Annotated in this window: 21 protein-coding genes and 1 pseudogene; 8 read left to right on the top strand and 14 right to left on the bottom strand. The window is 57.5% G+C overall.

What is annotated here, in order from left to right:
• The first annotated feature begins 25 nt into the window (after positions 1-25).
• Positions 26-1447 (top strand): MocR-like pyridoxine biosynthesis transcription factor PdxR, encoded by a 1422-nt coding sequence (pdxR, locus tag BWI95_RS15995; RefSeq protein WP_076769814.1) that lies wholly within the window; start codon positions 26-28, stop codon positions 1445-1447.
• A 151-nt stretch (positions 1448-1598) separates the two neighbouring features.
• Here pdxR and BWI95_RS15990 read toward each other — a convergent pair whose 3' ends face one another.
• The 9 genes from BWI95_RS15990 to sad form a co-directional block, all read right to left on the bottom strand.
• Positions 1599-2513 carry a bestrophin family protein gene (locus BWI95_RS15990; protein ID WP_076769813.1) on the bottom strand — a complete coding sequence of 305 codons (915 nt, stop codon included), beginning with the start codon at positions 2511-2513 and terminating at the stop codon, positions 1599-1601.
• Between the two features lie 301 nt (positions 2514-2814).
• A complete protein-coding gene (locus BWI95_RS15985; protein ID WP_076769812.1) occupies positions 2815-4266 on the bottom strand; it encodes a tagaturonate reductase in 1452 nt (483 codons plus the stop codon).
• A 117-nt stretch (positions 4267-4383) separates the two neighbouring features.
• Positions 4384-4908, bottom strand: coding sequence for a GNAT family N-acetyltransferase (locus BWI95_RS15980; protein WP_076769811.1), 525 nt, complete (start codon positions 4906-4908; stop codon positions 4384-4386).
• An 80-nt stretch (positions 4909-4988) separates the two neighbouring features.
• On the bottom strand, positions 4989-5963 hold the full coding sequence (locus tag BWI95_RS15975; RefSeq protein WP_054803987.1) for a GGDEF domain-containing protein: 975 nt from the start codon (positions 5961-5963) through the stop codon (positions 4989-4991).
• 212 nt (positions 5964-6175) lie between these two features.
• On the bottom strand, positions 6176-7612 hold the full coding sequence (locus BWI95_RS15970) for a GGDEF domain-containing protein (RefSeq protein WP_076769810.1): 1437 nt from the start codon (positions 7610-7612) through the stop codon (positions 6176-6178).
• A 108-nt stretch (positions 7613-7720) separates the two neighbouring features.
• The gene (locus BWI95_RS15965; RefSeq protein ID WP_054803988.1) at positions 7721-8083 is read right to left on the bottom strand and encodes a DUF4186 domain-containing protein; all 363 of its coding nucleotides are present in this window, start codon (positions 8081-8083) and stop codon (positions 7721-7723) included.
• A complete protein-coding gene (glsB, locus tag BWI95_RS15960) occupies positions 8083-9009 on the bottom strand; it encodes a glutaminase B (RefSeq protein WP_076769809.1) in 927 nt (308 codons plus the stop codon). Before glsB ends, BWI95_RS15965 begins: the two co-directional genes overlap by 1 nt.
• Before the next feature lie 60 nt (positions 9010-9069).
• Positions 9070-10647, bottom strand: a complete 1578-nt coding sequence (locus BWI95_RS15955; protein WP_076769808.1) for a methyl-accepting chemotaxis protein — start codon at positions 10645-10647, stop codon at positions 9070-9072.
• 100 nt (positions 10648-10747) lie between these two features.
• A complete protein-coding gene (gene sad, locus BWI95_RS15950) occupies positions 10748-12136 on the bottom strand; it encodes a succinate-semialdehyde dehydrogenase (RefSeq protein WP_054803989.1) in 1389 nt (462 codons plus the stop codon).
• Between the two features lie 104 nt (positions 12137-12240).
• Here sad and ptrR point away from each other — a divergent pair, with 104 nt between their 5' ends.
• On the top strand, positions 12241-13092 hold the full coding sequence (ptrR, locus tag BWI95_RS15945; RefSeq protein WP_076769807.1) for a putrescine utilization regulator PtrR: 852 nt from the start codon (positions 12241-12243) through the stop codon (positions 13090-13092).
• Between the two features lie 709 nt (positions 13093-13801).
• On the opposite strand, the gene BWI95_RS15940 is transcribed toward ptrR, so the two are convergent.
• On the bottom strand, positions 13802-14269 hold the full coding sequence (locus BWI95_RS15940; protein ID WP_054804679.1) for a GNAT family N-acetyltransferase: 468 nt from the start codon (positions 14267-14269) through the stop codon (positions 13802-13804).
• A 149-nt stretch (positions 14270-14418) separates the two neighbouring features.
• On the opposite strand from BWI95_RS15940, the gene BWI95_RS15935 reads away from it, so the two are divergent.
• A complete protein-coding gene (locus BWI95_RS15935) occupies positions 14419-15363 on the top strand; it encodes an L-lactate dehydrogenase (protein ID WP_054804678.1) in 945 nt (314 codons plus the stop codon).
• A gap of 40 nt (positions 15364-15403) precedes the next feature.
• Here the strand turns inward: BWI95_RS15935 and BWI95_RS15930 are convergent, their stop codons facing one another.
• The gene (locus BWI95_RS15930; RefSeq protein ID WP_076769806.1) at positions 15404-16195 is read right to left on the bottom strand and encodes a PhzF family phenazine biosynthesis protein; all 792 of its coding nucleotides are present in this window, start codon (positions 16193-16195) and stop codon (positions 15404-15406) included.
• 170 nt (positions 16196-16365) lie between these two features.
• Between BWI95_RS15930 and BWI95_RS15925 the strand changes: the two genes are divergently transcribed.
• Positions 16366-17562: a sugar transporter gene (locus tag BWI95_RS15925; protein WP_054804677.1), complete on the top strand. Its 1197-nt coding sequence runs from the start codon at positions 16366-16368 to the stop codon at positions 17560-17562.
• Positions 17563-18157: 595 nt separating this feature from the next.
• On the opposite strand, the gene BWI95_RS15920 is transcribed toward BWI95_RS15925, so the two are convergent.
• On the bottom strand, positions 18158-19312 hold the full coding sequence (locus tag BWI95_RS15920; RefSeq protein WP_076769805.1) for an alpha/beta hydrolase: 1155 nt from the start codon (positions 19310-19312) through the stop codon (positions 18158-18160).
• A complete protein-coding gene (locus tag BWI95_RS15915; protein ID WP_054804658.1) occupies positions 19312-19986 on the bottom strand; it encodes a MarC family NAAT transporter in 675 nt (224 codons plus the stop codon). Before BWI95_RS15915 ends, BWI95_RS15920 begins: the two co-directional genes overlap by 1 nt.
• A 242-nt stretch (positions 19987-20228) precedes the next feature.
• On the opposite strand from BWI95_RS15915, the gene marR reads away from it, so the two are divergent.
• From marR to marB, 3 genes are read left to right on the top strand one after another with little or no spacing between them, the layout of a single operon-like run.
• Positions 20229-20663: a multiple antibiotic resistance transcriptional regulator MarR gene (gene marR / locus BWI95_RS15910; RefSeq protein ID WP_023478578.1), complete on the top strand. Its 435-nt coding sequence runs from the start codon at positions 20229-20231 to the stop codon at positions 20661-20663.
• An 18-nt stretch (positions 20664-20681) separates the two neighbouring features.
• On the top strand, positions 20682-21062 hold the full coding sequence (marA, locus tag BWI95_RS15905; RefSeq protein WP_023478575.1) for an MDR efflux pump AcrAB transcriptional activator MarA: 381 nt from the start codon (positions 20682-20684) through the stop codon (positions 21060-21062).
• 36 nt (positions 21063-21098) lie between these two features.
• Positions 21099-21314: a multiple antibiotic resistance protein MarB gene (marB, locus tag BWI95_RS15900; RefSeq protein ID WP_023478576.1), complete on the top strand. Its 216-nt coding sequence runs from the start codon at positions 21099-21101 to the stop codon at positions 21312-21314.
• A 38-nt stretch (positions 21315-21352) separates the two neighbouring features.
• On the opposite strand, the gene eamA is transcribed toward marB, so the two are convergent.
• Complete coding sequence (eamA, locus tag BWI95_RS15895; protein WP_076769804.1) at positions 21353-22249, bottom strand: O-acetylserine/cysteine exporter; 897 nt, start codon at positions 22247-22249, stop codon at positions 21353-21355.
• Between the two features lie 189 nt (positions 22250-22438).
• Between eamA and ydeE the strand changes: the two are divergent.
• Positions 22439-23625: pseudogene (gene ydeE / locus BWI95_RS15890) on the top strand (efflux MFS transporter YdeE).
• The last annotated feature ends 185 nt before the right edge of the window (positions 23626-23810 follow it).

Genomic DNA, 23810 nt, shown 5'->3' with positions numbered 1-23810 from the left:
CAAAAACGCGAAAAACAGGTAGGACATGAAGCCAGGATACAGAGCTATTTATTCGCAGTATCGAGAGAGCATCACGCAAGGTTTGCTTAAGCCGGGGGATAAAGTCCCCTCGGTACGCGTGCTGGCCAGCGAACTGGGCGTGGCGCGAAAAACGGTGGAAACCGCGTGGTCGATTCTGATCGGTGAAGGGTTTCTGGTCAGCGATGGCGCGCGCGGCACGCGCGTCAACCCCGAACTGGTGCTGTCGCCGGTCAAGCGTAAAGCTCGCGATAAGCCCCTTTCCAACCCAGCGTCAGCGTTTGGCGATGCCGAACGTAAACAGAGCGGTTTATTGCGCCTCGGCATTCCGGCACTTGATGCCTTCCCGAGCAAAAAATGGCTGCTGCTCAGCGCTAAAGCGGTGCGCGCGCTACATCCGGGCGAAATGCTTACGCCACCGTTAATGGGCTACGCTCCTCTGCGCGACGCTATTGCCCACTATCTGAATGTTTCGCGCGGGCTCGCCTGCAGCCCGGAACAGGTGGTGATCACCGGCGGGTATCAACATAACTTGCGGGTGATCCTTACCCTGTTTGCAGGCTCACATCATAAAGTGGTGTTTGAAGAGCCGGGTTATTTTTTAGGCCAGCGCATTCTGGAGCATACGTGCCAGCAACTGCATAGCGTGCCGGTCGATAACGACGGTCTGGATATGCAGTTTCTGTTGCGCCATCACCATGACGCCCGCCTGCTATTTGTGACACCGTCACACCAAAGCCCACTGGCGGTCACCCTCTCCCTGCCCCGCAGACAGCAGCTGCTGGCATGGGCAGCGCAGCACAATAGCTGGATTGTTGAGGATGATTACGACGGCGAGTTTCACTACACCCGCAAAGTGGTGCCTGCGCTGAAAAGCCTCGATAGTGATGACCGGGTTATCTATATGGGCACCTTCAGCAAAACCATGTTGCCCTCCTTACGCACCAGTTATCTGGTGCTGCCGCGTGCGCTGCTCGCGCAGTTCAGGCAAACAGCTGAACTCACCGAGAGCGGCCAGCCGCTGTTAACGCAAAAAATTCTCGCCGCCTTTCTCAGCGAAGGCCACTTTTATAAGCATCTGAAGAAGATGCGCAATCTTTACTCTGCCCGGCGCGGGTTCGTGCTGGCAGCTTTGGCGCAGATTTATCCGCAGATTTTTAATGTAGAGGTGCGCGACGGCGGCATGCATATCATCGCTTTTTTGCGTGATAGCACGCAGGATGTGGCGCTGGCGCAACTCTGGCAACAACATCAGTTGCAGGTCAGCCCGCTTTCAGAATGGTACAGGGGTGATTCGCCACGTTACGGTTTGATTATCGGTTACACCAATGTCACGTCAGCTGAAGAGGCGATTGCACTGTTGCAGCGCCCGGCGCAAGAGACGCAGGCGCTGCTGGCAGATGGCTCACGGCAGGCTACTGAAGAGTGAGATATCCCATGCCGTGGCGAGCAGTGACAGGCCAACGATAAACGTCAGCGCGAACGAGAAGGTTTTATCGGACTTTTCCATCGCATGTCCCTCTTTTAGATGACCTGAGCCAGGAGAGTGAAAAAATCTTACGGCTTACGCCCCTGTAAGTTTAGGTCAATTGGTAATTTTTGTCCGGTGTCAGTTTGACCGGCAGATCGTCGGCGTCTTCCATTTGCAGCAGATCGATTTCAATCGCATTGCAGTAGGCATCCAGCGGCAGATCGTTATCCTCTTCGCCAAACGGATCTTCCAGCTCTTCCGCCAGCGTATCGAGCGAGATAAACGTGTAAGAGATAAGCACCGAGATAAAGGGCGTCATAAAGTGCAGATCCACCACCAGCGCAAACGGCAGCATGATGCAGAAGAGATAGACCGTGCGGTGCAAAATCAGTGAATAGGCAAAAGGCAGCGGCGTATTAAAGATACGCTCGCAGCCGGCCTGCACCGCGGACATATCGTGTAAGCGCTGAGTAATGCTGTGGAACATAATATCCGACAGCGCCCCTTGCGCCCTGCGCTCGCCCAGCCACTGGCCCATCATCAGCAGAATACGGTTTGCTGGCGAATGGGCATTTAAGACCTGCCGTAACTCATCAGCCGAGAGATATTTTGACAGCACGTCGCCTTGAGGTTTGCGTCGCAGCGTCATGCGCAGCGCGTGGGCAAAGGCGAACTGTAGCTGCATAAAGTGGCGCACGTCACTCTCGTCTGGCAGCGTGGTTTTCACTTCCCGCAGCAGCGAGCGCGAGGCGATCATCAACTGCCCCCATAACAGACGCGCTTCCGAGTAGCGGGCGAAACAGGCGTTGTTGCGAAAACCGAGAAAGATAGCAATCGCCACACCGAGAATGCTGAACGGTGCGACCGTTAGCTTGATGCCCAGCGAGGTGTACCACGGTAGCATCCAGATGACGGTGACCGAGAGCAGGAAGTTCATGGTAAGACGTGAAGCGATTTTCGGCAGTACAGAGCCGTGCCAGACGAAGAGACGAGCAAGCCAGTGTTTTTCAGGACGGACAATCATAATTATTCAGGGGGAAAAGGAGCGCAGCGGCTATTAAACGTGATCAATGTCACAGTTGCAAGTTTGCTAACGGATTGTGACGCAATTTCGCCCTGCTCGACAAGGCATTGGCGCAGAGGTTGCTGGAACCTGTTATACAACTTAGTAATAGTATGTTGTAACTAGATGGGTGCTTTCAGCTATCGCTGTTTTGCCGGATGGCGGCTACGCCTTATCCGGCCTACGGGATCGAGTGGATTGTAGGAGTGGAAAATGTAGGCCGGATAAGCGCAAGCGCCATCCGGCATTTTACAGGCACCTATCAACAGAGCGGTTTTACCGCTTCGCGCATGCCGCGCAGCAGAATCGCATCCAGATCGCGCGTCACCTGCTCTACCAGACCTGGTACTTTGCTCAGATCCTGCTCCCAGTGATCGCTCACCGACAGCACCGCACTCACCAGCTCGCGGGTGCTGATTTGACGGTCACCATGCTGGCTCCACAGCTGCTGATAACGCTCAATCCAGTGCGCATCATCCTGCACCGGGTAACTTTTCCCGTCACGCTCACCGCGATAAAACGCAATCAGCGCCGCCAGTGCAAATGTGAGGCGCGCAGGTAATTCACCGCTGGCTTTCTGCCCTGCCAGCAGCTGAGGCAAAATGCGGGTGCGGTATTTGGTCATGCCGTTCAGGGCGATGGAGAGCAGTTGGTGTTTGATATAGGGGTTACGGAAACGCCCGGTCACCGCGCTGGCGAAAGACTCCAGTTCGTCGCGCGGCAGATCCAGCACGGGGATGATCTCTTCGTAAATCGCTTTCTCAACAAACGCACAGATCTCGGTATCGCTCATCGCTTCGCCAACCGTATCGATACCCGCCTGGAATGCGACTGGCACCAGTGCCGTATGTGCCCCGTTGAGGATCGCCACCTTACGCTCTTTGTATGGCTTGATGTCGTCCACAATCAGCACGTTCAGCGGGTATTTATCCAGACGCAGCTCAGCGGCCAGCGATTTAGGCCCCTGAATAACAAACAGATAGAAGTGCTCGGCGGTATCGAGGAAGGCATCCTGATAACCCAGCTCCGCTTCCAGTTTCGCCACTTCATCACGCGGATAACCAGTAACAATGCGGTCAACCAGCGTCGAGCAGAAGCTGTTCGCCGTCTCAAGCCACTGAATAAATTCCGCGCCCAGCGCCCACTCGTTGGCATAACGCAGTACCAGTTCGCGCAGCGCGTCGCCGTTATAATCGATTAATTCACAAGGGATAATGATCCAGCCTTTATCCTGCGCACCGGCAAAATGGCGGAAGCGTTCAAACAGCAGGCGGGTCAGTTTTGCCGGGTAGCTTACCGCCGGGTCATCATCGAATTTATCCCCGGCGTGGTAGCTGATACCCGCTTCAGTGGTATTGGAGAAAACGAAGCGGATATCCGCATTGTGGGCCAGCTTAAGAAACTCGTCATACTGCGTGTAAACACTGATTTCGCGGTTAACGGAGCGGATAAGACGCGCGTCGCTCACCGCTTCGCCCTGCTCGTTGAGGCCGCGAATAATGGTGGTGTAGAGACCATCCTGCGTGCTCAGAGAAGGCGGGAAATCACTCTCGATTGGGCGAACCACCACCACACCGGCGTTAAGGTCGGTGTGCTCATTCAACAGATCGATTTGCCAGTCGATAAAAGCGCGCAAAAAATTCCCTTCGCCAAACTGAATAATACGTTCTGGATAGTCAGCCCCGGGAAAATTGCGACGGTTTAATGTGTTCACAGTGGGTTCCTTTTTTAGATTAGTCATACAACCTTGGAATATTGGTGTAATAACTTATCAGACTTTACGACCATGAAACCCTGTTTTGATCAAACTGGCGCGGCTTATTGGCGTCAGTTATATGAACTTGTAAAAAAGTGTCGTCGCCGTCACATTTCCATCCGGCATCAGCGCGTAACGCGGGATCTCACCCACCCGCTGCCAGCCGCAGGCGGTGTAGAAGTTCTCCGCCCCGCTGCCGGTCGCTGTATCCAGCACCAGCACGTTTTTCCCGTGCGCCTGCGCCTCACGCTCAAGGGTTGTCATCAGGCGACGCGCCAGCCCCTGACGCCGCGCGCTATCATGCACCAGTAATTTCGAGACATCGGCGCGGTGCGGCTGGTTTTCCGGCTGATCGAGCACCACCTGAACGGTGCCTACAATCTCGCCCGCCTCATCCTGCGCGGCCAGCACAATGCGCTCACCGCGCGTTACGCTTGCGGCAACGCCGGACCAAAACTGATGTGATTTTTCCCGCGAAAGCGGATGCATAAAGCTGACGGAGGCACCGCCGGCGACGCAGTTTTCCAGCACGCCGCACAGGCTGTCGATATGGCAGAGGATCGCCTCACCAGAGAGGCTATTGATATGATAAGCGGTCATTTGTCTTCCTTGTAAAATGACCACTATTCAACGCGGAACGGGCTAACTCAAGCGCCGCATCCATACGATTTCGTTATGGATCAGCGCCCGCGATTGTTGCGGGATTTCATGGCATACATCTTCTCATCCGCCTCTTTCATCCAGCTGCGGAGATCGTCATTTCCATCGTGATTAAATTCGCTGATGCCCCAGGAGAAACCGAGCTTCCAGGGCTTGCCCGACTGCTGGTTCCAGGCCTCGACCTGTTCGACCAGATGCTGCATCGCAATCCATGCGCCCTCTTCATTAGTGTCAGAGAAGACAATCGCGAACTCGTCGCCGCCGTAGCGAACTCGCAGATCCGCTTCGCGCAGGCTGGCGGTCATCACCTCCGCCATCGCCTTCAGGGCTTCATCCCCTTCGCCGTGGCCGTAGGTGTCATTAATCTCTTTGAAGTTATCAAGGTCGATCCACGCGAGCGTCAATGGCTGCGCGCGGCGGCGTGCGCCAACAATCGCGAACTTCGCCAGGTTATCGAAGCCACGGCGGTTAAAGAGGCCGGTTAACTCATCGGTCGTCGCCGCGCTCATCACCGCGAACTCATCTTCGACAATCATGGCGAAATCTTTCAGGGTATCGACTTCCGCACCGGAAAAGCCGCGCGCCGCTTTATCAATCACGCACAGCGATCCCACCAGCGCACCGTCCGGCAGGCGCAGCGGGTAACCGGCATAGAAACGAATATGCGGTTCGCCGGTCACCAGCGGATTATCGGTAAATCGCTCATCAAGATGGGTATCTTCAATGATCATCGCCGTTTCAGACAAAATGACGTGGCCGCAAAAGGAGATGTTGCGCGGCAGAGTGGGATTGTCTGCCGGATAACCGCCGGTGGATTTGAAGTGCAATGTCTCTTCATCAACCAGCGTGATAAGCGCTGCCGGGACATTGAACATCCGTTGCGCCAGGCGCGTTAAGCGGTCTAAACGGGCGTTGACGCCACCCTCCAGCAGGCCGGAGTCATGCAATGACGCCAGGCGCTGTGCCTCATTTGCGGGAATCGCAGGTGTTTTCATAGAGTGCCGATCTCATCATTCTCAGTCTGGACCGCCGCGCTCGAGCAAACGGGCGAGTAGACAACGGTTTACAGCATTAAGCGTAGCCTATTCGGCACGTTTGTCAGGGTGTGCGAATCCGCTGCTTGCGACCGCGCGACGTTAATCATATGGATCTCAAAAATCAGCCGCAAGATATTTATAAGTTATTAATATTTATTGTGTTGCTTATTTCACGTGGCGGGCGAAACAGCCACTTCCTGCGCATCGCTTTGGCTATCGCTAGTGCAGTTTCTGCCATGTTTCTTCGAGCGGTAGAGATGCTCATCGGCCTCGGCCAGCAGATCATTGAACCCTTCTGTTAACTGGCGCGGGTCGGGCGTGCCGTGCCCGATGCCGACGCTCATCGTCAGATGCAACGTCTGCTGACGCCATTTAAAGTGATGGTTTTCCACAGCACGGCGCAGCGTCTCCGCCAGCGCTTTTCCTGCCGTCGCATCTTTCGTTACGGCGACCACCACAAACTCCTCGCCGCCCATGCGCGCCACCAGCCCGCGTGTACCAAGCTCTTGCTGCACTTTTTGCGCGAACGAAGTCAGCACTTTGTCGCCGCACTCGTGACCATAACTGTCATTGACGCTTTTGAAGTAGTCGATATCCATCAGCATCACCGAAAGATGTTTGCCGACAAAGCGCTTCTCCTCTTTGCGCAGGGCTTCATACAGGCCGGAGCGGGAGTAAACGCGGGTGAGGAAATCAAAATCGGCGCGCAGCGACACCTGGCGCATCAGGCGGTTGATAGCTTCAACGCTGACCGAGACGATCACCGGGCAGATGGCCATCGTTGCCACGCCAAGGCGCGCCGAGAGCATCTGCGGAATATCAAACGGCGAGTGGACGTGAATATCGATCTGCCCGCTGGAGACCAGCATAATCTCCAGCCCGCCGGTGATAAGCGTCACCAGGCAGGTTAACGGCAGTGAATAGCGCACCGCGCACCAGATCAGCGCCGGGAGCGGAAACGCCAGGCTTCCGGCACCGCCAATCACCACTGAGGCAGCGACCGACACTGCCAGCGCAAGGATCGGCATCACCTGCGGCAGTGAAAAACCCTTAAGCGCGCGCGGGCGGGTCATGGTCAGCAGGCACGGCAAAATCAGCACGCCCGTTGAGAACTGCTCGCCAAACCAGTCCGCCAGCAGCGGCCAGAAACCCTGATCGTCGATCCCGACCGAGCCCAGCGCGCCAAAGAAGGCGCAGAGCAGCGCGGCCACCAGACAGTAGCTAAAGAGTTTCAGGGCATTGATCGGCTGTGGCGTCTTCACCATCTGGCGGCGCTCACGACCAATAAGCTGCGCCATGGTGATGATAAACACCATATTAGAAAAGTTGATGATCAGCGACGCCGTGCCCCAACTGGTGGTGACGGCATCGTAAGCCAGCATCGCGACGTAGCTGATTAAGTAGTAGTGCCAGCGGTGCAAAAACGCGTAGCGGGCAAAAACACCGGCCATCACCGCGTTCAGTGGCCAGAAGAGCGACAGCTCTTCGACCAGGCGCATCATCGCGCCGATAAAATAGAACAGCGTGGTCAGCGCAAAAATCATCCCCGCATTGATCAGCGGGGTCTCTTCCCTGAACGGACGCCAGGATGACAACAAAGCTCGCATCAAATCTCAATTCCTGTCGCGGGCGGCAGGAGCTGCCCGAAGTAGCGTCGGAAATAGCCTAAAGCTTAGCATGCTTGTTTTCCGCTATAGGGTGTTGCGCAAACGCCATCAGCGCGGCGAATTCATCTGTATCACAAGCCAGTGATAAATCACATCAACAACATACTGCTGCTGCGCCGGCGACAGCGGCTGGCCCGCCGCAATGGCGTGCCACTTCGCCAGACAGCCGCGGCAACAGGTGGCGGTAGCATGCTGGGCGATAAATACCGGGTGGCCGCGCATCGGCGTCTGTTTGCCGTCATTATTAGGTAGCGCAGGCGCAAGGCGTTGAGCGACAAAATCGGCGGCGTGGGCAGCAATCACTTCTGCTCCCTTCTCTTCGCAGTAGTGCCGCTCCTTTGCGCCTAAGCGAAAACGGGAGCGAAAGGTTGAGCGCCCAAGGCGGGCAAACAGCGCGTCGAGATCCGCCATCAGTAGACCGATCTGCCAAGGCGCTGGCTGAGCGCTTCCAGCAGCGCGACGCCCGCCAGCGAGTTGCCCGCGTCATCCAGCTCCGGGCTCCACACCGCAATCGCCATCTCATGAGGCACAATCGCCACAATCCCGCCGCCAACGCCCGACTTCGCCGGCAGGCCGACGCGGAAGGCAAACTCCCCGGCGTTCTGGTACATGCCGCTGGTCGCCATCAGGGCGTTAATCTGCCGCGCCTGCCTTGGCGATACCACCGGCTGGCCGAGGTGCTCCGCCTGCCCGCTCTGCGCTAAAAAGAGAAAGGTGCGCGCCAGCTCAGCGCAGCTCATCTTCAGTGCGCAGTAGTGGAAGTAGTTTTGCAGAACGGTGGTGACATCATTGTGGAAGTTGCCGAAAGACTTCATCAGCCAGGCGATGGCGGTGTTGCGCGCGGCATTGTCGAACTCCGATCGCGCCACCGCCGTGTCGTAAACGATATCCTCGACGCCTGCGAGCTTGCGCACAATCTCCAGCATGCGCTGGCGCGGCGCGCTGAGGCGGCTTTGCAGCATATCGCACACCACCAGCGCCCCGGCGTTAATGAAAGGATTGCGCGGTTTGCCCTGCTCAATCTCAAGTTGCAGCAGCGAGTTGAAGGGCTGGCCAGAGGGATCTTTACCGACGCGCTGCCAGATCTCCTCCTCGCCGTAGTGGTTCATTGCCACCACCAGGCTAAGCACTTTTGAGATCGACTGAATGGAGAAGCGCTCATCGGCATCACCTGCCTGATAGTGCTCCCCATTGACGGTGCTGATCGCGATCCCCAGTTTATTGCCGCTGACTGCCGCCAGCGCCGGGATATAATCCGCGACCTTTCCGCGTCCCAGCAGCGGGCGTACCTGGTCGACTATCGCCCCCAGCACGCCATTATCCATCACCGATGCCACTTTCACTCCTCGCCCACAGGCCAAATCGGGCTGCGAGTATACCAGAGCTGTTTTGCCGCGTCAGGCGCTGAGACGAAAACGCGCAACCGCTTGCATCAATACCTGCGAATCGTGATAAAGCTGCTCGGAGGCCGCTGCTGCCGTGGTCACCAGCTCACCGGTGCGCCGCGCCACGCTGTTAAGGGAGTGAAGGCGTCGGGTCATCTTATGGATGCTCTCGCCCTGGCTCAGCGTGGCGGCAGAGATTTCACTCAACACCCCGCTTAGATGCCCGACAAGTCCGGTCACCTGTTGCAGGTTATCTTCGAGACGGCTCACCGCCTGGGTGCCATCATTGATTCCCTGCAACGAGTGGTTAATCAGCTGCTGAATGGTTTGCGTCGAGTGGCTGCTCTTACGCGCCAGCAGACCCACCTCTTTAGCTACCACCGCAAAGCCGCGCCCGTGGTTGCCCGCATGCGCCGCCTCAATGGCGGCATTCAGCGCCAGAATATTGGTCTGAAACGCCACGCCGTCGATCAGCGCCACGATATTGCGCATCTCGGCGGAGCGGTCGACAATCTCACGCATTGACTGCGTGACCGTCTCCATCATCCTGTCGCCGCCCGCCGCCACTTTACGTGCTTCATCCGCCTGTTGGCGCGCCTCTTCAGCAAAACCGGTATTCCCTTCGACATGGGACTCCAGCGTAGCGATATGCTCGGTAACATCGTTCAGCTCCTGCGCCTGCTTCGCCGACTGCTGATTAAGCGACTGGTTGCCTTCCGCCAGGCTGCCGATGGTGCCAATCATTGACGCGGTGGCGTCGCTCACCTGCATTACCAGTTGTTGCAGCCCCCGCTGCATGGTGCCGACACTATGGCTAAGCTGAGTGATTTCGCGGTTGAAGCGCTGCACCGGCGGCAACGGCGTGCCGAGATCGCCGGCGGCAAGAATATTGATATGGGCAATCAGTGTGCGCAGCGGCGTGATGACCCAACGCGACATGCCGAACCAGACCACAAGCGCAATAGCGACCAGCAGCGCCGGGATCAGCATAAAGACCTGCTGCAAACGGCTGAGGCTGGCAAGCAGCGACTGCCTTCCCTGTTCGGCGCGCTGCGCGCCCGCCTGCTGGAAACGGGCGTAGTTATCGTTGAAATCGGCCTGGAATGCCTGCGCCGGAACGGCAAAAAAGGCGTCGATCGACTGGGTTTTCACCAGCCCGTCAGCCTGCTCTTTCAGCGCGCCATAAAAGAGCTGGTAGCTGTTGACCAGCCCGTCATCTTTTGGCGGGTTGAGCGCCTGAAAGGCAAGCCAGGCTTTATTCGACGCGGCCAGCGCCTGCTGGGTTTCGTCCATCAGGCTGTGCCAGCTGCCGTCTGAACCGGTCGCTTTATCCTGCATAAAGTAGACCCCAGCACGGTTGAGCAGATCGCTTGCGCTGAGAAGCGCAATGCGCGCTTCGTCCGCCCGCACCTGTTGCAGATGCGCCTGTTGGTTCAGGCTCTCATCGTGCTGCGCGCTGCGAAGCGAGGCGGTAAGGAAAAAGGAGGAGGCGATTTGCAGGGCGGAAAAGAGTGCGATGATGCAAAAAATTCCGGCCAACAAACCAAACTGCTGCGGTGCAATACGCCGAAAAATTTGTGTTAAGTTCATGATATTCTTCTGTAACCACTAAGTTGCGGTGAGTCTACAAAAGGATCATGACACATCCATGACAGCCAGTGATGACGCGCCCCACAGGGGCGCGTTGCGCTTACAGACGATCTTTCCACACAGTTTGAACGTTGCAGAACTCATGCAAACCAAAGTGGGAGAGTTCGCGCCCGAAGCCGCTCTTCTTCACGCCGCCGAAAGCCACGCGCGGATCGCTGGCGCTGAAGCCATTGATAAACACGCCGCCGCACTCGAGATTATCGGCAAACCATTCGGCCTGTGCGCTGTCGGCAATGAATACCGTGGCCGAGAGGCCAAAGTCGCTGTCGTTGGCCAGCGCCAGCGCATGCTCTGCATCGCGGGCGGTGCTGATCGCCGCAACCGGGCCAAACAGCTCCTGGCGGAATGCTGTCATCTGCGGCGTAACGTTGGTCAGCACCGTCGCCGGGTAGTAGTTGCCGTTGCCCGGCGTCTTCTCGCCGCCGAGTCGCAGGGTAGCGCCCTCTTTGATGCTCGCGTCAACCTGGGCGTGCAGCTCGTCGCGCAGATCGAAGCGCGCCATCGGCCCGAGGTAGTTCTCCTCTTTTTCCGGCGCGCCCTGCTGTAATGCCGCCGCCGCAGCGACAAATTTCTCGGTGAACGCGTCGGCAATCCCCTCTTCAACAATGAAGCGTTTCGCCGCGGCGCACACCTGCCCAGTGTTCTGATAACGCCCGGCAACGGCGGCTTTCACCGCCAGATCGAGATCGGCATCGTTGAGCACGATAAAGGGATCGGAACCGCCCAGTTCGAGCACACACTTTTTCAGCGCCGCACCGGCCTGAGCACCGATTGCCGCCCCGGCACGCACGCTGCCGGTGACGGTCACGGCGGCAATGCGCGCATCGTTAATCGCCTGGCTAACGCCCTCATTTGTGGCGTTGACCCAGCCAAAGACGCCCGGCACAAACCCGGCTTCGCTGAAGAACTCACCGATCAGCGCCGCGGATCCGAGCACATTTGGCGCATGTTTTAACAGATAGCTGTTGCCTGCCAGCAAGATCGGCACCGCGCCGCGCAGCACCTGCCAGAGCGGGAAGTTCCACGGCATCACCGCCAGAATCGGCCCCAGCGGGCGATATTCGATGCGCGCACGCTGCGCTTCAACCTGGGTGGCTTCGCTGCCGAGCATCAGCGGGCCATGTTCGGCGTACCAGTCGCACAGCGCGGCGGATTTCGCCACTTCTGCCCGTGCCTGCAGGATCGGTTTGCCCATCTCTTCACTCATCATCTGCGCCATCTCTTCTGCGCGGTGACGCAGCACGACGGCCAGATCGCGCAGCTTCTGCGCGCGCTCGTTGACGCTGACGTTGCGCCACTGGCGGTAGCCACTATCGGCCAGCGCCAGCGCGCGATCAACCTCTTCGCGGCTGGCCCACGGTGTGGCGCGCAGGGTTTCGCCCGTCGCCGGATTGATGGAGAGTGCATGGGTGGTTGCGGTCGGAGACATTATTTTTTCCCTCAATGATTTCAGAACTTGCATTAGGGTGACGCAGTTTGCTATTTCTGAAAACTGAATAATATTAACTTCACCATTCACGTTATGAGAACAGCATGGATTTAACCCAGCTTGAGATGTTTAACGCCGTGGCGCAGACCGGCAGCATTACCCAGGCCGCGCAGAAGGTGCACCGGGTGCCGTCAAACCTGACGACGCGCATTCGCCAGTTGGAAGCGGATCTCGGCGTCGATCTCTTTATCCGCGAAAATCAGCGCCTGCGCCTGTCGCCTGCCGGACACAGCTTTTTGCGCTACAGCCAGCAGATCCTCGCGCTGGTTGATGAGGCGCGGATGGTGGTGGCGGGCGATGAGCCACAGGGGTTGTTCTCGCTGGGCGCGCTGGAGAGCACCGCCGCGGTGCGCATTCCGGCGACGCTCGCCGCCTATAACCAGCGCTACCCGCGCATCCAGTTCGATCTTTCAACCGGCCCTTCCGGCACGATGATTGATGGCGTGCTTGAGGGGACGCTGAGCGCGGCGTTTGTTGACGGGCCGATTATGCACCCGGGGCTGGAGGGCATTCCGGTCTATCGTGAAGAGATGATGATTGTCGCCACGGCGGGCCATGAGCCGATTACCCGCGCTTCGCAGGTAAACGGTGCCAGTATTTATGCCTTTCGCGCTAACTGCTCTTATCGCCGCCATTTTGAGAGCTGGTTTCAGGCCGACCGCGCCACGCCGGGGAAAATTCACGAGCTGGAGTCCTACCACGGCATGCTGGCCTGCGTGATTGCCGGTGCCGGGCTGGCGCTGATCCCACGCAGTATGCTGGAGAGCATGCCCGCCCATCAGCAGGTCAATGCCTGGCCGTTGGCAGAGGAGTGGCGCTGGCTCACCACCTGGCTGGTGTGGCGACGCGGCGCGAAAAGCCGACATCTTGAAGCATTTATTGCGCTGTTGCCGTAGCGTTTTAGCGGCGTGCGGTTTGTTATGCCGGATGGCGCGTTACACGCTTATCCGGCCTACACGAAACGTGCGGCTGAAACCGCGGCTGATTGCCGGATGGCGGCTACGCCTTATCCGGCCTACAGGAAAGGTGCGGCTGAAACCGCGTAGGCCTGATAAGCGTAGCGCCATCAGGCATTGTCTCCCCGGCACCCATTGCCGGATGGCGGCTGCGCCTTATCCGGCTTACCAAAACGAGCCTACAGCCACACCGATATTGCCTTTACCTGCGGTATCACAGCGGCTTTGTTGACCCCCGCTGAAATCGGCGAACCGAAGCGTGAATGACAAGGTCTGGACGCCATGGATGGCGGACAGAGGCGAACCGAGGCATGGAGCGAGTCCCGTAGGGGCGAGCAAGCCGAGTCGAGCCGGCCGCAGTCAGGCACGCGGGAGGTGAGCGCAGTGCGCAGCACCGATTTCCTCGCGGGGCCGCGGGGATTGACAAGGGGAGCGCGGCCGCTTCCCTTGTCCCGTTCACCGCACCGGTGATAAAAAAATCCCGCCGTATGTATGGTGAACGGAACCCTTCCACCAGTGCAACATGCAACTCCTGTTGCCGGATGGCGGCTATGCCTTATCCGGCCTACAGAACCCCACCGAGTTAACGTGCCGCGCCGATTGCCGGATGGCGCGTTACACGCTTATCCGGCCTACGCTCGCAGCGCCATCACGCAACTGCTTCGCGCAACGCCCTCTCCATAAACACACTTAACGGGTCGGGCTCATAGGGCGCAAACGCCTCGCAAATCTGGTATCCGCAGCGCTGATAAAGCTTCACCGCCGCGTGCTGCTCAATGCCCGTCTCCAGCCGCAGCGTGTGGCACCCCTTCTCGCTCGCCGCCTGCTCCAGCGCGGCAATCAGCTGCTCGCCCAGTTTCTGCCCGCGGTGCGTCGGATCGATAAATACCCGCTTCATCTCCGCGCTGCCATCCTCATTAAGCAACACCGCGCCGCAGCCAACGGCATCCTGCTGATGCACGATTTTACGCAGGATCAGCGTCTCTTCGGGAAAGGAAGCCAGATCAACCAGATGGTTGCTCTCTGCCGGGTAAAGCGCGGTCTGGTAGCGGTCGAGGGCGGCGATGAGGGCAATCACCTCCGGCTGCGTGGCGGTGGCATCAACAATACGGTACATAGCGGCTCCTTATAGTTATCACGTTGTTAAATTAGCGAAAATAGCGCCGCTTAACTCATATGAATAACCTATAGATCCGCGACAATATTGCACGCCAGCAATAACAGGCTGTACTTTACGCACAAGAATATTCTGACAAGGGAATCGCCATGAATACAAAAGCCCGCAAAGTGATGATTATCGGCACCGGTAATGTCGGTGCGTCTGCCGCTTACGCTCTTTTAAACCAGAACATTTGTGAAGAGTTGATCCTGGTGGATGTGAATGCCCAGCGCGTAGAGGGACACGCGCAGGATCTGGCGGATGCCGCCGCGTTTATGCCGGGGATGATGACCATCTCCACCCGTTCCATCGAGGCGTGCGCAGATGTCGATATCGCGGTGATCACCGTCTCCGGCGGCGCGCTAAAACCCGGCCAGACGCGGCTGGATGAGCTTGCCAACACCGCGCGCATCGTTAAAAACATTGTGCCCACCATGATGGCAAACGGCTTTAACGGCATTTTTCTGGTGGCGACCAATCCTTGCGACATCATTACCTGGCAGGTGTGGTCCCTCTCCGGCCTGCCGCGCAACCAGGTGATCGGCACCGGCGTCTGGCTCGACACCACCCGTCTTCGCCGCCTGCTGGCGCAGGCGCTGGATATCGGCGCGCAGAGCATTGATGCGTTTATTATGGGCGAACATGGCGATACGCAGTTTCCGGTGTGGTCGCACTCATCGATTTATGGTTCGCCCATCGCCGACGTCTATCAGCAAAAGACCGGCCAGCCGCTGGATGCGGATGCGCTGGCGGATCGCGTGCGCCGCCATGGCTTCGAGATCTTTGCTCGTAAAGGCTGCACCGAATATGGCATTGCCGGCACGATCGCCGAGATCTGCCGCAATATCTTTACCGGCAGCCACCGCGCGCTGGCGATCTCCTGCATTCTTGACGGGGAGTATGGCGCGCACGATGTGGCGATTGGCGTGCCTGCGGTGCTGACCCACAGCGGCGTGGAGCAGATTATCGAACTGCACTTAACCGAGGACGAAGTGGCGAAGTTCAACCACTCCGTTGAGGTGATCAAAGCCAACATTGCGCGCTTGCCGTAATAAGCGCGCTGCGGGGGCGCTAACGCCCCCGGTCATTATGCTAGCGCAGGTAGACTTTGCCGATTAAATAGAGCGTCGCCTGGCCGCCAATCAACACCCGATCGCCCCGCCACTCGCAGCGCAGATCGCCGCCGCGCGCGGAGACCTGGCGCGCCTGCATCACCGTTTTGCCGAGCTTCTCGCCCCAGTAGGGGATCAGCATGCTGTGCGACGAACCGGTAACCGGATCTTCGGCTACCGACTCGCCCGGGCAGAAGAAGCGGCTGACAAAGTCATACTCCTCTCCCGGTGCCGTAACGCAGACCATTTTTCCCAGCGGTTTCATGGCGGCGATATCGGGCTGCAAGGCTTCAACCTGCGCCTGGCTCTCCAGCACGACCATGTAATCGCGTCCTTCATACACCGCCTGTGCCTTCGCAATGCCCAGCGTTTCCAGCAGCAGTGGCGGCGGGTTCTCAACGGCCTGGGTTGCCCATGCCGGAAAATTGAGAGTGAGCCAGTCGCCGTTGCGCGCAACGGTTAACTCACCGACAAAACGGGTGCTGAAGCGGATCTCAGTCTCTGGATAATCGAGGTATTCGAAGATAACGTGAGCGGCGGCGAGCGTTGCGTGACCGCAGAGATTGATCTCATCCTGCGTCGTGAACCAGCGCAGCTCGAAGCCGCTGTCGTTGCGCACAAAAAAAGCGGTTTCCGACTGGTTATGCTGCTGCGCCATTTTCAGTAACAGCTCGTCCGGCAGCCACTCGGTAAGTGGACAGACCGCGGCGGCGTTACCGCCGAAGGTGTGGTCGCTGAAAGCGTCGACCAGATAGAAGTCAATTGTGTGCATTGTTTTTCCTCATCTTTTCTTTTGTTCTGACGGCAAACCTTCGGCGGCGCAACCGCTATTTTTTTGCCGAATGAAAAATGAGATCTACATCACAAAAAGTTTGTCTTTCAGCCGGCAAAAGCATTAAGATCTTCGCCTCTTCTTCTCTCCAACCAACCCAAAGCACTCTTATGATGACGAATACTGTTTCACGTAAAGTCGCGTGGCTACGGGTGGTTACGCTTGCCGTTGCCGCTTTTATTTTCAACACCACCGAATTTGTGCCGGTGGGGTTGCTCTCTGATATCGCCCAGAGCTTCGATATGGAGACCCCGCAGGTCGGGATCATGCTGACCATCTACGCGTGGGTGGTGGCGCTGATGTCGCTGCCCTTTATGCTGCTAACCAGCCATATTGAGCGGCGAAAATTGCTGATTGCGCTGTTTGTGCTGTTTATCGCCAGCCATGTTCTCTCCTTCCTTGCGTGGAATTTTGAGGTGCTGGTGATTAGCCGTATCGGCATTGCGTTTGCTCATGCCATCTTCTGGTCGATTACCGCCTCACTGGCGATCCGCCTTGCACCAGCAGGTAAACGCGCACAGGCATTAAGCCTGCTCGCCACCGGTACCGCACTGGCGATGGTGCTCGGCTTGCCGATTGGCCGCATCGTCGGGCAGTACTTTGGCTGGCGCACCACCTTCTTTGTGATTGGCATGGGCGCGCTGGTAACGCTTATTTGCCTGGTGAAGCTGCTGCCGACGCTCAACAGCGAGCACTCCGGCTCGCTGAAAAGCCTGCCGCTGCTGTTCCGTCGCCCGGCGCTGGTCAGCATCTATGTGCTGACGGCCGTGGTGGTGACCGCCCATTACACCGCGTACAGCTATATTGAGCCGTTTGTGCAAAATGTAGCGGGCTTTAGCGCCAATTTCGCGACTATCCTGCTGCTGTTGCTTGGCGGTGCGGGGATTATTGGCAGCGTACTGTTCGGTAAACTCGGCAACCGGCACGCCTCCGGGCTGGTGTGCAGTGCCATCGGACTGCTGGTGATTTCGCTGGTGATGCTGCTTCCTGCCGCCGGGAGCGAAAGCTATCTCGCCGTGCTAAGCCTGTTTTGGGGCGTGGCGATTATGATTATTGGCCTCGGCATGCAGGTGAAAGTGCTGGCGCTGGCACCGGATGCCACCGATGTGGCGATGGCGCTTTTTTCCGGGATTTTTAATATCGGTATTGGCGCAGGCGCGCTGGTGGGCAATCAGGTGAGCCTGCACTGGTCGATGAGCACCATCGGTTATGCCGGTGCCGTCCCGGCGATTGCCGCGCTGGTGTGGGCGGTGGTGATTTTCCGCCGCTGGCCGGTGCAGCTCGAGGAGCAGAGCGATCCGGTTTAATTGTTGCCGCTGTAACGGCGTAGGCCGGATAAGCGTCAGCGCCATCCGGCATTGTCTTCCCTCACCCATTGCCGGATGGCGGCTGCGCCTTATCCGGCCTACAAAACCGCGCCCACAGCGACACCTTCATTGCATTTACCTGCGGTCTCGCAGCGACGGTGTTGACCCCCGCTGAAATCGGCGAACCGAAGCGTGAATGACAAGGTCTGGACGCCATGGATGGCGGACAGAGGCGAACCGAGACAGGGAGCGAGTCCCGGAACGGGCGAGCAAGTCGAGTCGAGCCGGCCGCAGTCAGGCACGCGGGAGGTGAGCGCAGTGCGAAGCACCGATTTCCTCGCGGGGCCGCGGGGATTGACAAGGGGGGAGCGGTCCCCCCCTTGTCCCGTTCACCGCATAAAAGATTAATGAAACTCCCCAGCGCCTGGTGAACGGAACCGTTCCACAAAATGCCATATGCGAGACTCATTGCCGGATGGCGGCTTCGCCTTATCCGGCCTACGCTCGCTTCCACCGGGGCAACCTGCCGCGCCGATTGCCGGATGGCGCATACGCTTATCCGGCCTACTCGGTTTCAGCGGCTACTGTGAAGCCATCAGGGCGCTGCGCTAATAACATCGTCCATCACCGAATTCTGCCATTCAAACCACGGGTTCCACGTCAACCGGGCATGAATTTTTCCCGGCGTCACTAACCCCCAATCGGAATACCACACCTCTTCACCCTTCAGGCAACGCTCTGCCGCTGCTTCCGACTGCCCGTTACCGCAAAGCCTTACACTGCCCTGGCGACCATAGAGCGGATTATCCGGTGAAAAGAGCACCGACATATGGGAAAACTGGCTGATGCGATCCTGCGGCAACACATCGGTTTTCACGCGCAGGCGTGACATTGTCACTGATTCGGGCGGCGGCGTGCCGTACCAAATCGCACGGCTGGCGGGATGGGTAAAGGCGCGGTCGAACCGATCGAGGATCCAGCGCGTATCCAGCACCGAATCATGCTCCGTTAATACCACCAGTGTCGGCTTATTGAACGACTTCTGCGCCAGCAAACTCTGCGCGCTGGCGCTGGTTCGCCAGAACTGGGCAAAACCGTTAGTCGGCACGCGCAGATAGCGGGTGGCGATCTGCTGGGGGAAAAGCGCACCCGGCGGGCGCAACCAGTCGCGAAACAGCGCCAGCGTCGGTGCCAAAAAAGCGTAGCGGGTACTCGGCCTGAAGGCTGGCGAGAAGAGCAGCAGCCCCTGCACGTTGTCATGGGCCATGGCATATTCCAGCGCCAGGTTACCGCCGGTAGAGAAGCCGCCCAGCCAGAGTGAATCGACCTCTTTCGCCAGAATCGCTGCCTGCTCATTCACCACCTGCCGCCACTGGTCAACGCTGACGCCAATCAGGTCGGCGGGACGTGTGCCGTGCCCGTCCAGCAGCACGGTGCGCACCAGAAACCCTTCACGGGCAAGCTGCGGGCCGATATCGACAAACGATCCCGGCCCGTCGCCAAGACCGTGGATCAGCAAAATCCCCTTGCGCGCTTTCTGCGCCGGTCGCCACTCCTGCGGCGTATTGAGCCGTAATTCGGCGGGTTTATCCAGCGTCTGAAAGGCGCGGCGGGCGGCGACATAATCGCGCGTCTGCTGTTGATACTCGGCAAAACTGCTCTGCCCGAGCGGCGTGGAGACGCGCTTTTGCTGCTGGCAGCCGACGAGCAGCAGACAACAGCAGAGAATGAAGCAGGAGAGCTGGCGCATCAGGTGCCTGCCGGATAGGTCGAGATAATCTCCAGCACGCCATTAATGATGAACTGCACGCCCATGCAGACCAGCAGGAAGCCCATCAGCCGCGAGATGGCTTCAATGCCGCCCTTGCCCACCAGCCGCATAATCGCGCCGGAACTACGCAGGCTTACCCACAAAATCAGCGCCACGGCGGCAAAAACCAGCGGCGGCGCGACGGCGATCACCCAGGCGGGAAAATCAGCGCCGTGGCGAACGGTCGACGCCGAGCTGATAATCATCGCAATGGTGCCAGGCCCGGCAGTGCTCGGCATCGCCAGCGGTACAAAGGCAATATTGGTCTCCGGCTCATCCGCCAGCTCCGCCGTTTTGGCTTTTGTCTCCGGCGACTCATGACTTTTTGCTGGCGGAAAGAGCATACGAAAGCCGATAAATGCCACAATCAGCCCACCGGCAATGCGCAGGCCTGGAATCGAGATGCCAAAGGTGTTCATCACCACCTGGCCTGCGTACCAGGCGACCATCATGATGATAAAGACATAGAGCGAAGCCATGCGCGCCTGCTGGTTTCGCTGGACGCTGTTCATGTTGCCCGCCAGGCCTAAGAACAACGCGACGGTGGTCAGCGGATTAGCCAGCGGCAGCAACACTACCAGCCCGAGACCGATAACTTTGATCAATTCCATCATGGTACGTTTCACCTCTCCCCGGTTAACAACCCCGCCAGTATAGCCGCAACGCGGCGGCAAAAGCGCCTTCACTTATGCTGATAATGGGTAAAAGTCACCTAAATTCAATAAGATGAAATTAAAAACATTCTTAAGCATGAAAAGTTTTAGCAATTAGTGGCATCCGATACCCATTTGGTTGACTTATATTTGCCTGAGCAATAATATCTGCCGTGATTAAACTACTTGCCGGGGCAACCATTGTGAAAAGCACGAATGATCTATTCAACGACATCATTCCTTTAGGCCGCTTGATCCACATGGTTAACCAAAAAAAAGATCGTTTACTCAACGACTATCTTTCGCCGCTGGATATCACCGCAGCCCAGTTTAAGGTGCTCTGCTCTGTCCGCTGTGAAGGGTGTATTACCCCGGTTGAGTTGAAAAAAGTTCTCTCCGTCGACCTTGGCGCACTGACCCGCATGATGGACAGGCTGGTGTGCAAAGGGTGGATTGAACGCAGCCCGAATCCTAATGACAAGCGCGGCGTGCTGGTGCGATTAACACCTGAAGGCGCGACGCTCTGTGAGCAATGTCATCAATTAGTGGGTCAAGACCTGCATCAGGAATTAACAAAAAACTTAACCGCAGAAGAAGTGGCAACACTTGAGCATTTGCTTAAGAAAGTCTTGCCGTAAAAACAAAGAGGTATGACGATGTCCAGACGCAACACTGACGCTATTACCATTCATAGCATTTTGGACTGGATCGAGGATAACCTGGAGTCACCGCTCTCCCTGGAAAAGGTGTCAGAGCGTTCGGGTTACTCAAAGTGGCACCTGCAACGGATGTTTAAAAAAGAGACTGGTCATTCACTGGGTCAATACATTCGCAGCCGCAAGCTGACGGAAATTGCGCAGAAGCTCAAGGGAAGTAATGAGCCGATCCTGTATCTGGCGGAGCGTTACGGGTTTGAATCGCAACAGACCCTGACCCGCACGTTCAAAAACTATTTTGACGTGCCGCCGCATAAGTTCCGTGTCACGGATATGCCTGCGGAGTCCCGCTATCTCTATCCGTTAAATCACGCTTGTTAACTAATCGCCTGTAATTAAAGACGTATCGAGGAAAGTATGAAACGTATTACCTGTGCCGCAGCGGCATTTTTGGTGCTGCTGAGTGGCCAGAGTTATGCGGAGCAGTTTGATCACAGCACCGGGCAAAATGCCCGTGACGCAATGATCATACCCGCCGCCCAACAAACATCGCCGTATGACTTCAACCATATGGGGGCGGGAAGCGACAAATCTGACGAGTTAGGCGTAGCGTATTACCATCAACGCAGCTAACCGTTTTGCCCCGTACCGTGCGGGGCTTTTTTTTACCTTCAGTTTGCCTGTGCCGCCCGGCGCAGACGAAAACCAAACACATTGATATAGAGCCCGGCCATCACCAGCACCGCACCGGCCAGCTGCATCACGGATAATTTCTCATCCAGCAGCAGTGCAGCACTTGCCATGCCGACCACCGGCACCAGCAGGGATAACGGCGCAACACGCCAGGTTTCATACCGCCCCAGCAGCGTTCCCCAAATTCCGTAGCCGAGAATGGTGGCGATAAACGCCAGATAGACCAGCGACAGCAGCGTCGTGGTATCGATGGCCACCACGCTTTCCAGCATCAGCGCCGGGCCGTCGAAAATCAGCGAGCAGACCATAAACGGCACAATCGGGATCAGCGCGCTCCACACCACCAGCGACATCACCGCCGGGCGCGAGCTGTGCTGCATAATTTTTTTATTGAAGATATTGCCGCACGCCCAGCTAAAGGCCCCCGCCAGCGTGAGCATAAAGCCGAGCAGCGGAATATGTTGCCCCGTGAAGCTCGCCTGAATCAGCACCAGCACGCCCACGACCGCCAGCGCAATGCCGACCAGCTGTTTGACTTGCAACCGTTCGCCAAAGATCCCCGCCCCGAGAATGATGGTGAAGAAGGCCTGCGCTTGCAGAACCAGCGAGGCTAATCCTGCGGGCATACCGAACTTGATAGCGCAGAAGAGAAACGCGAATTGCCCGAAGCTGATGGTCAGGCCATACCCGAGCAGCAGGCGCATCGGCACTTTGGGTCGGGCGACAAACAGCAACGCCGGGAAAGCGACCAGCAGAAAGCGTAGCCCCGCGAGCATCAGCGGTGGCATGGCGTGCAGACCCACTTTGATCACCACAAAATTGAGGCCCCAGGCCACGACTACCAGCATTGCCAGCAGCACATCTTTACGCGCCATCTACGCCCCTTTTTGTTTACAAATTTGTAAAAAATTTACGTTAACTGAAAAAATAGTCCAGTAATAGATCATTAAATTCGGTAGGTCGTTTTTGGCACCTACAGACAAATTGGCGGTTGTGCGCCTCAGTTTCGGCGTGTTATTGCTGTTGGTATCACAAAAACGAAAATAATCATGCCGGGTAAGAAAATGACCTCGACACAAACGCGCTCCACCACCGCATTACTGATTTCATCACTATTGTTAACAATTGGCCGCGGCGCAACGCTGCCGTTTATGACCATCTACCTCAATCGCCAGTACGGCATGGCGGTCGATCAGGTTGGTTATGCGATGAGCATCGCCCTGACCGTAGGGGTGATCTTCAGCCTTGGCTTCGGCATGCTGGCGGATAAGTTCGACAAAAAACGCTATATGTTGCTGGCAATTGTCGCCTTTATCGGCGGATTTGCCGCCATTCCGCTGACCCATCACGCTGGGCTGGTGGTGCTCTTTTTCGCGCTGATCAACTGCGCCTATTCGGTCTTTTCAACGGTATTGAAAGCCTATTTTGCCGATACGCTGCTGCCAGCGGCAAAAGCGAAAATTTTCTCGCTCAACTACACCTTCCTCAACATCGGCTGGACGGTCGGGCCGCCGCTCGGCACCCTGCTGGTGATGCAGAGCATCAATCTGCCCTTCTGGCTGGCGGTGTTCTGCGCCGCCTTTCCGCTGGTGTTTATTCAGCTCTATGTGCAGCGCATCGCCGTCGGAGAGGGTCACGATCCTGCTGCGGCCTGGTCCCCGTCGGTGCTGTTGAGGGATAAAGCGCTGGGCTGGTTTACCCTCTCTAACTTTCTCGCCTCGTTCGTTGCCGGCTCTTTTGCGTCCTGCCTGTCGCAGTATGTGATGGTGGTGGCGAGCAGTGAGTTCGCCGAGCGCGTGGTGGCGGTGGTTTTGCCGGTCAACGCGGCGATAGTCGTCACCTTGCAGTATGCCGTTGGGCGAAAGCTCACCCCGGGCAACCTGCGGCCATTGATGGGGATTGGCACGCTCAGTTTTGTTATCGGTCTCGCGGGCTTTATGCTCTCTGGCGACAATTTATGGCTGTGGGGCCTCTCTGCCGCGGTGTTTACCCTCGGCGAGGTGATCTATGCGCCAGGGGAGTATCTGTTGATTGATAACATTGCGCCGCCGGGCATGAAAGCGACCTATTTCTCGGCGCAGGCGCTCGGCTGGCTGGGCGCGGCGATGAACCCATTGTTACCGGCGTGATCCTCACCACGCTGCCGCCCTGGTCGCTGTTTGTTATCCTGATGGTCACTATTGTGATCGCCTGGCTGATGATGCTCAAAGGGATGCGCGTCCGGCCATGGGGCGTGTTGCAGACGCAATAAGGGGATGCCCGTCATCCTAGATCGCAACTGCGCCTTATTCGGCTTACTGTAACGAAGCCCCTGAAACGGTTTAGGCCGGATAAGCGCCAGCGCCATCAGGCATTATCACCGCGGCACAATTGCCGGATGGCGGCTGCGCCTTATCCGGCCTACAAAATCGAGCCTACAGCGACACCGGTGCGGTT

It is taken from the genome of Kosakonia cowanii JCM 10956 = DSM 18146 (assembly GCF_001975225.1).
In the GTDB taxonomy this organism is placed as follows: domain Bacteria; phylum Pseudomonadota; class Gammaproteobacteria; order Enterobacterales; family Enterobacteriaceae; genus Kosakonia; species Kosakonia cowanii.
The sequence above is the reverse complement of the archived record's forward strand: the minus strand, read 5'-3'. Positions and strand labels throughout refer to the sequence as shown.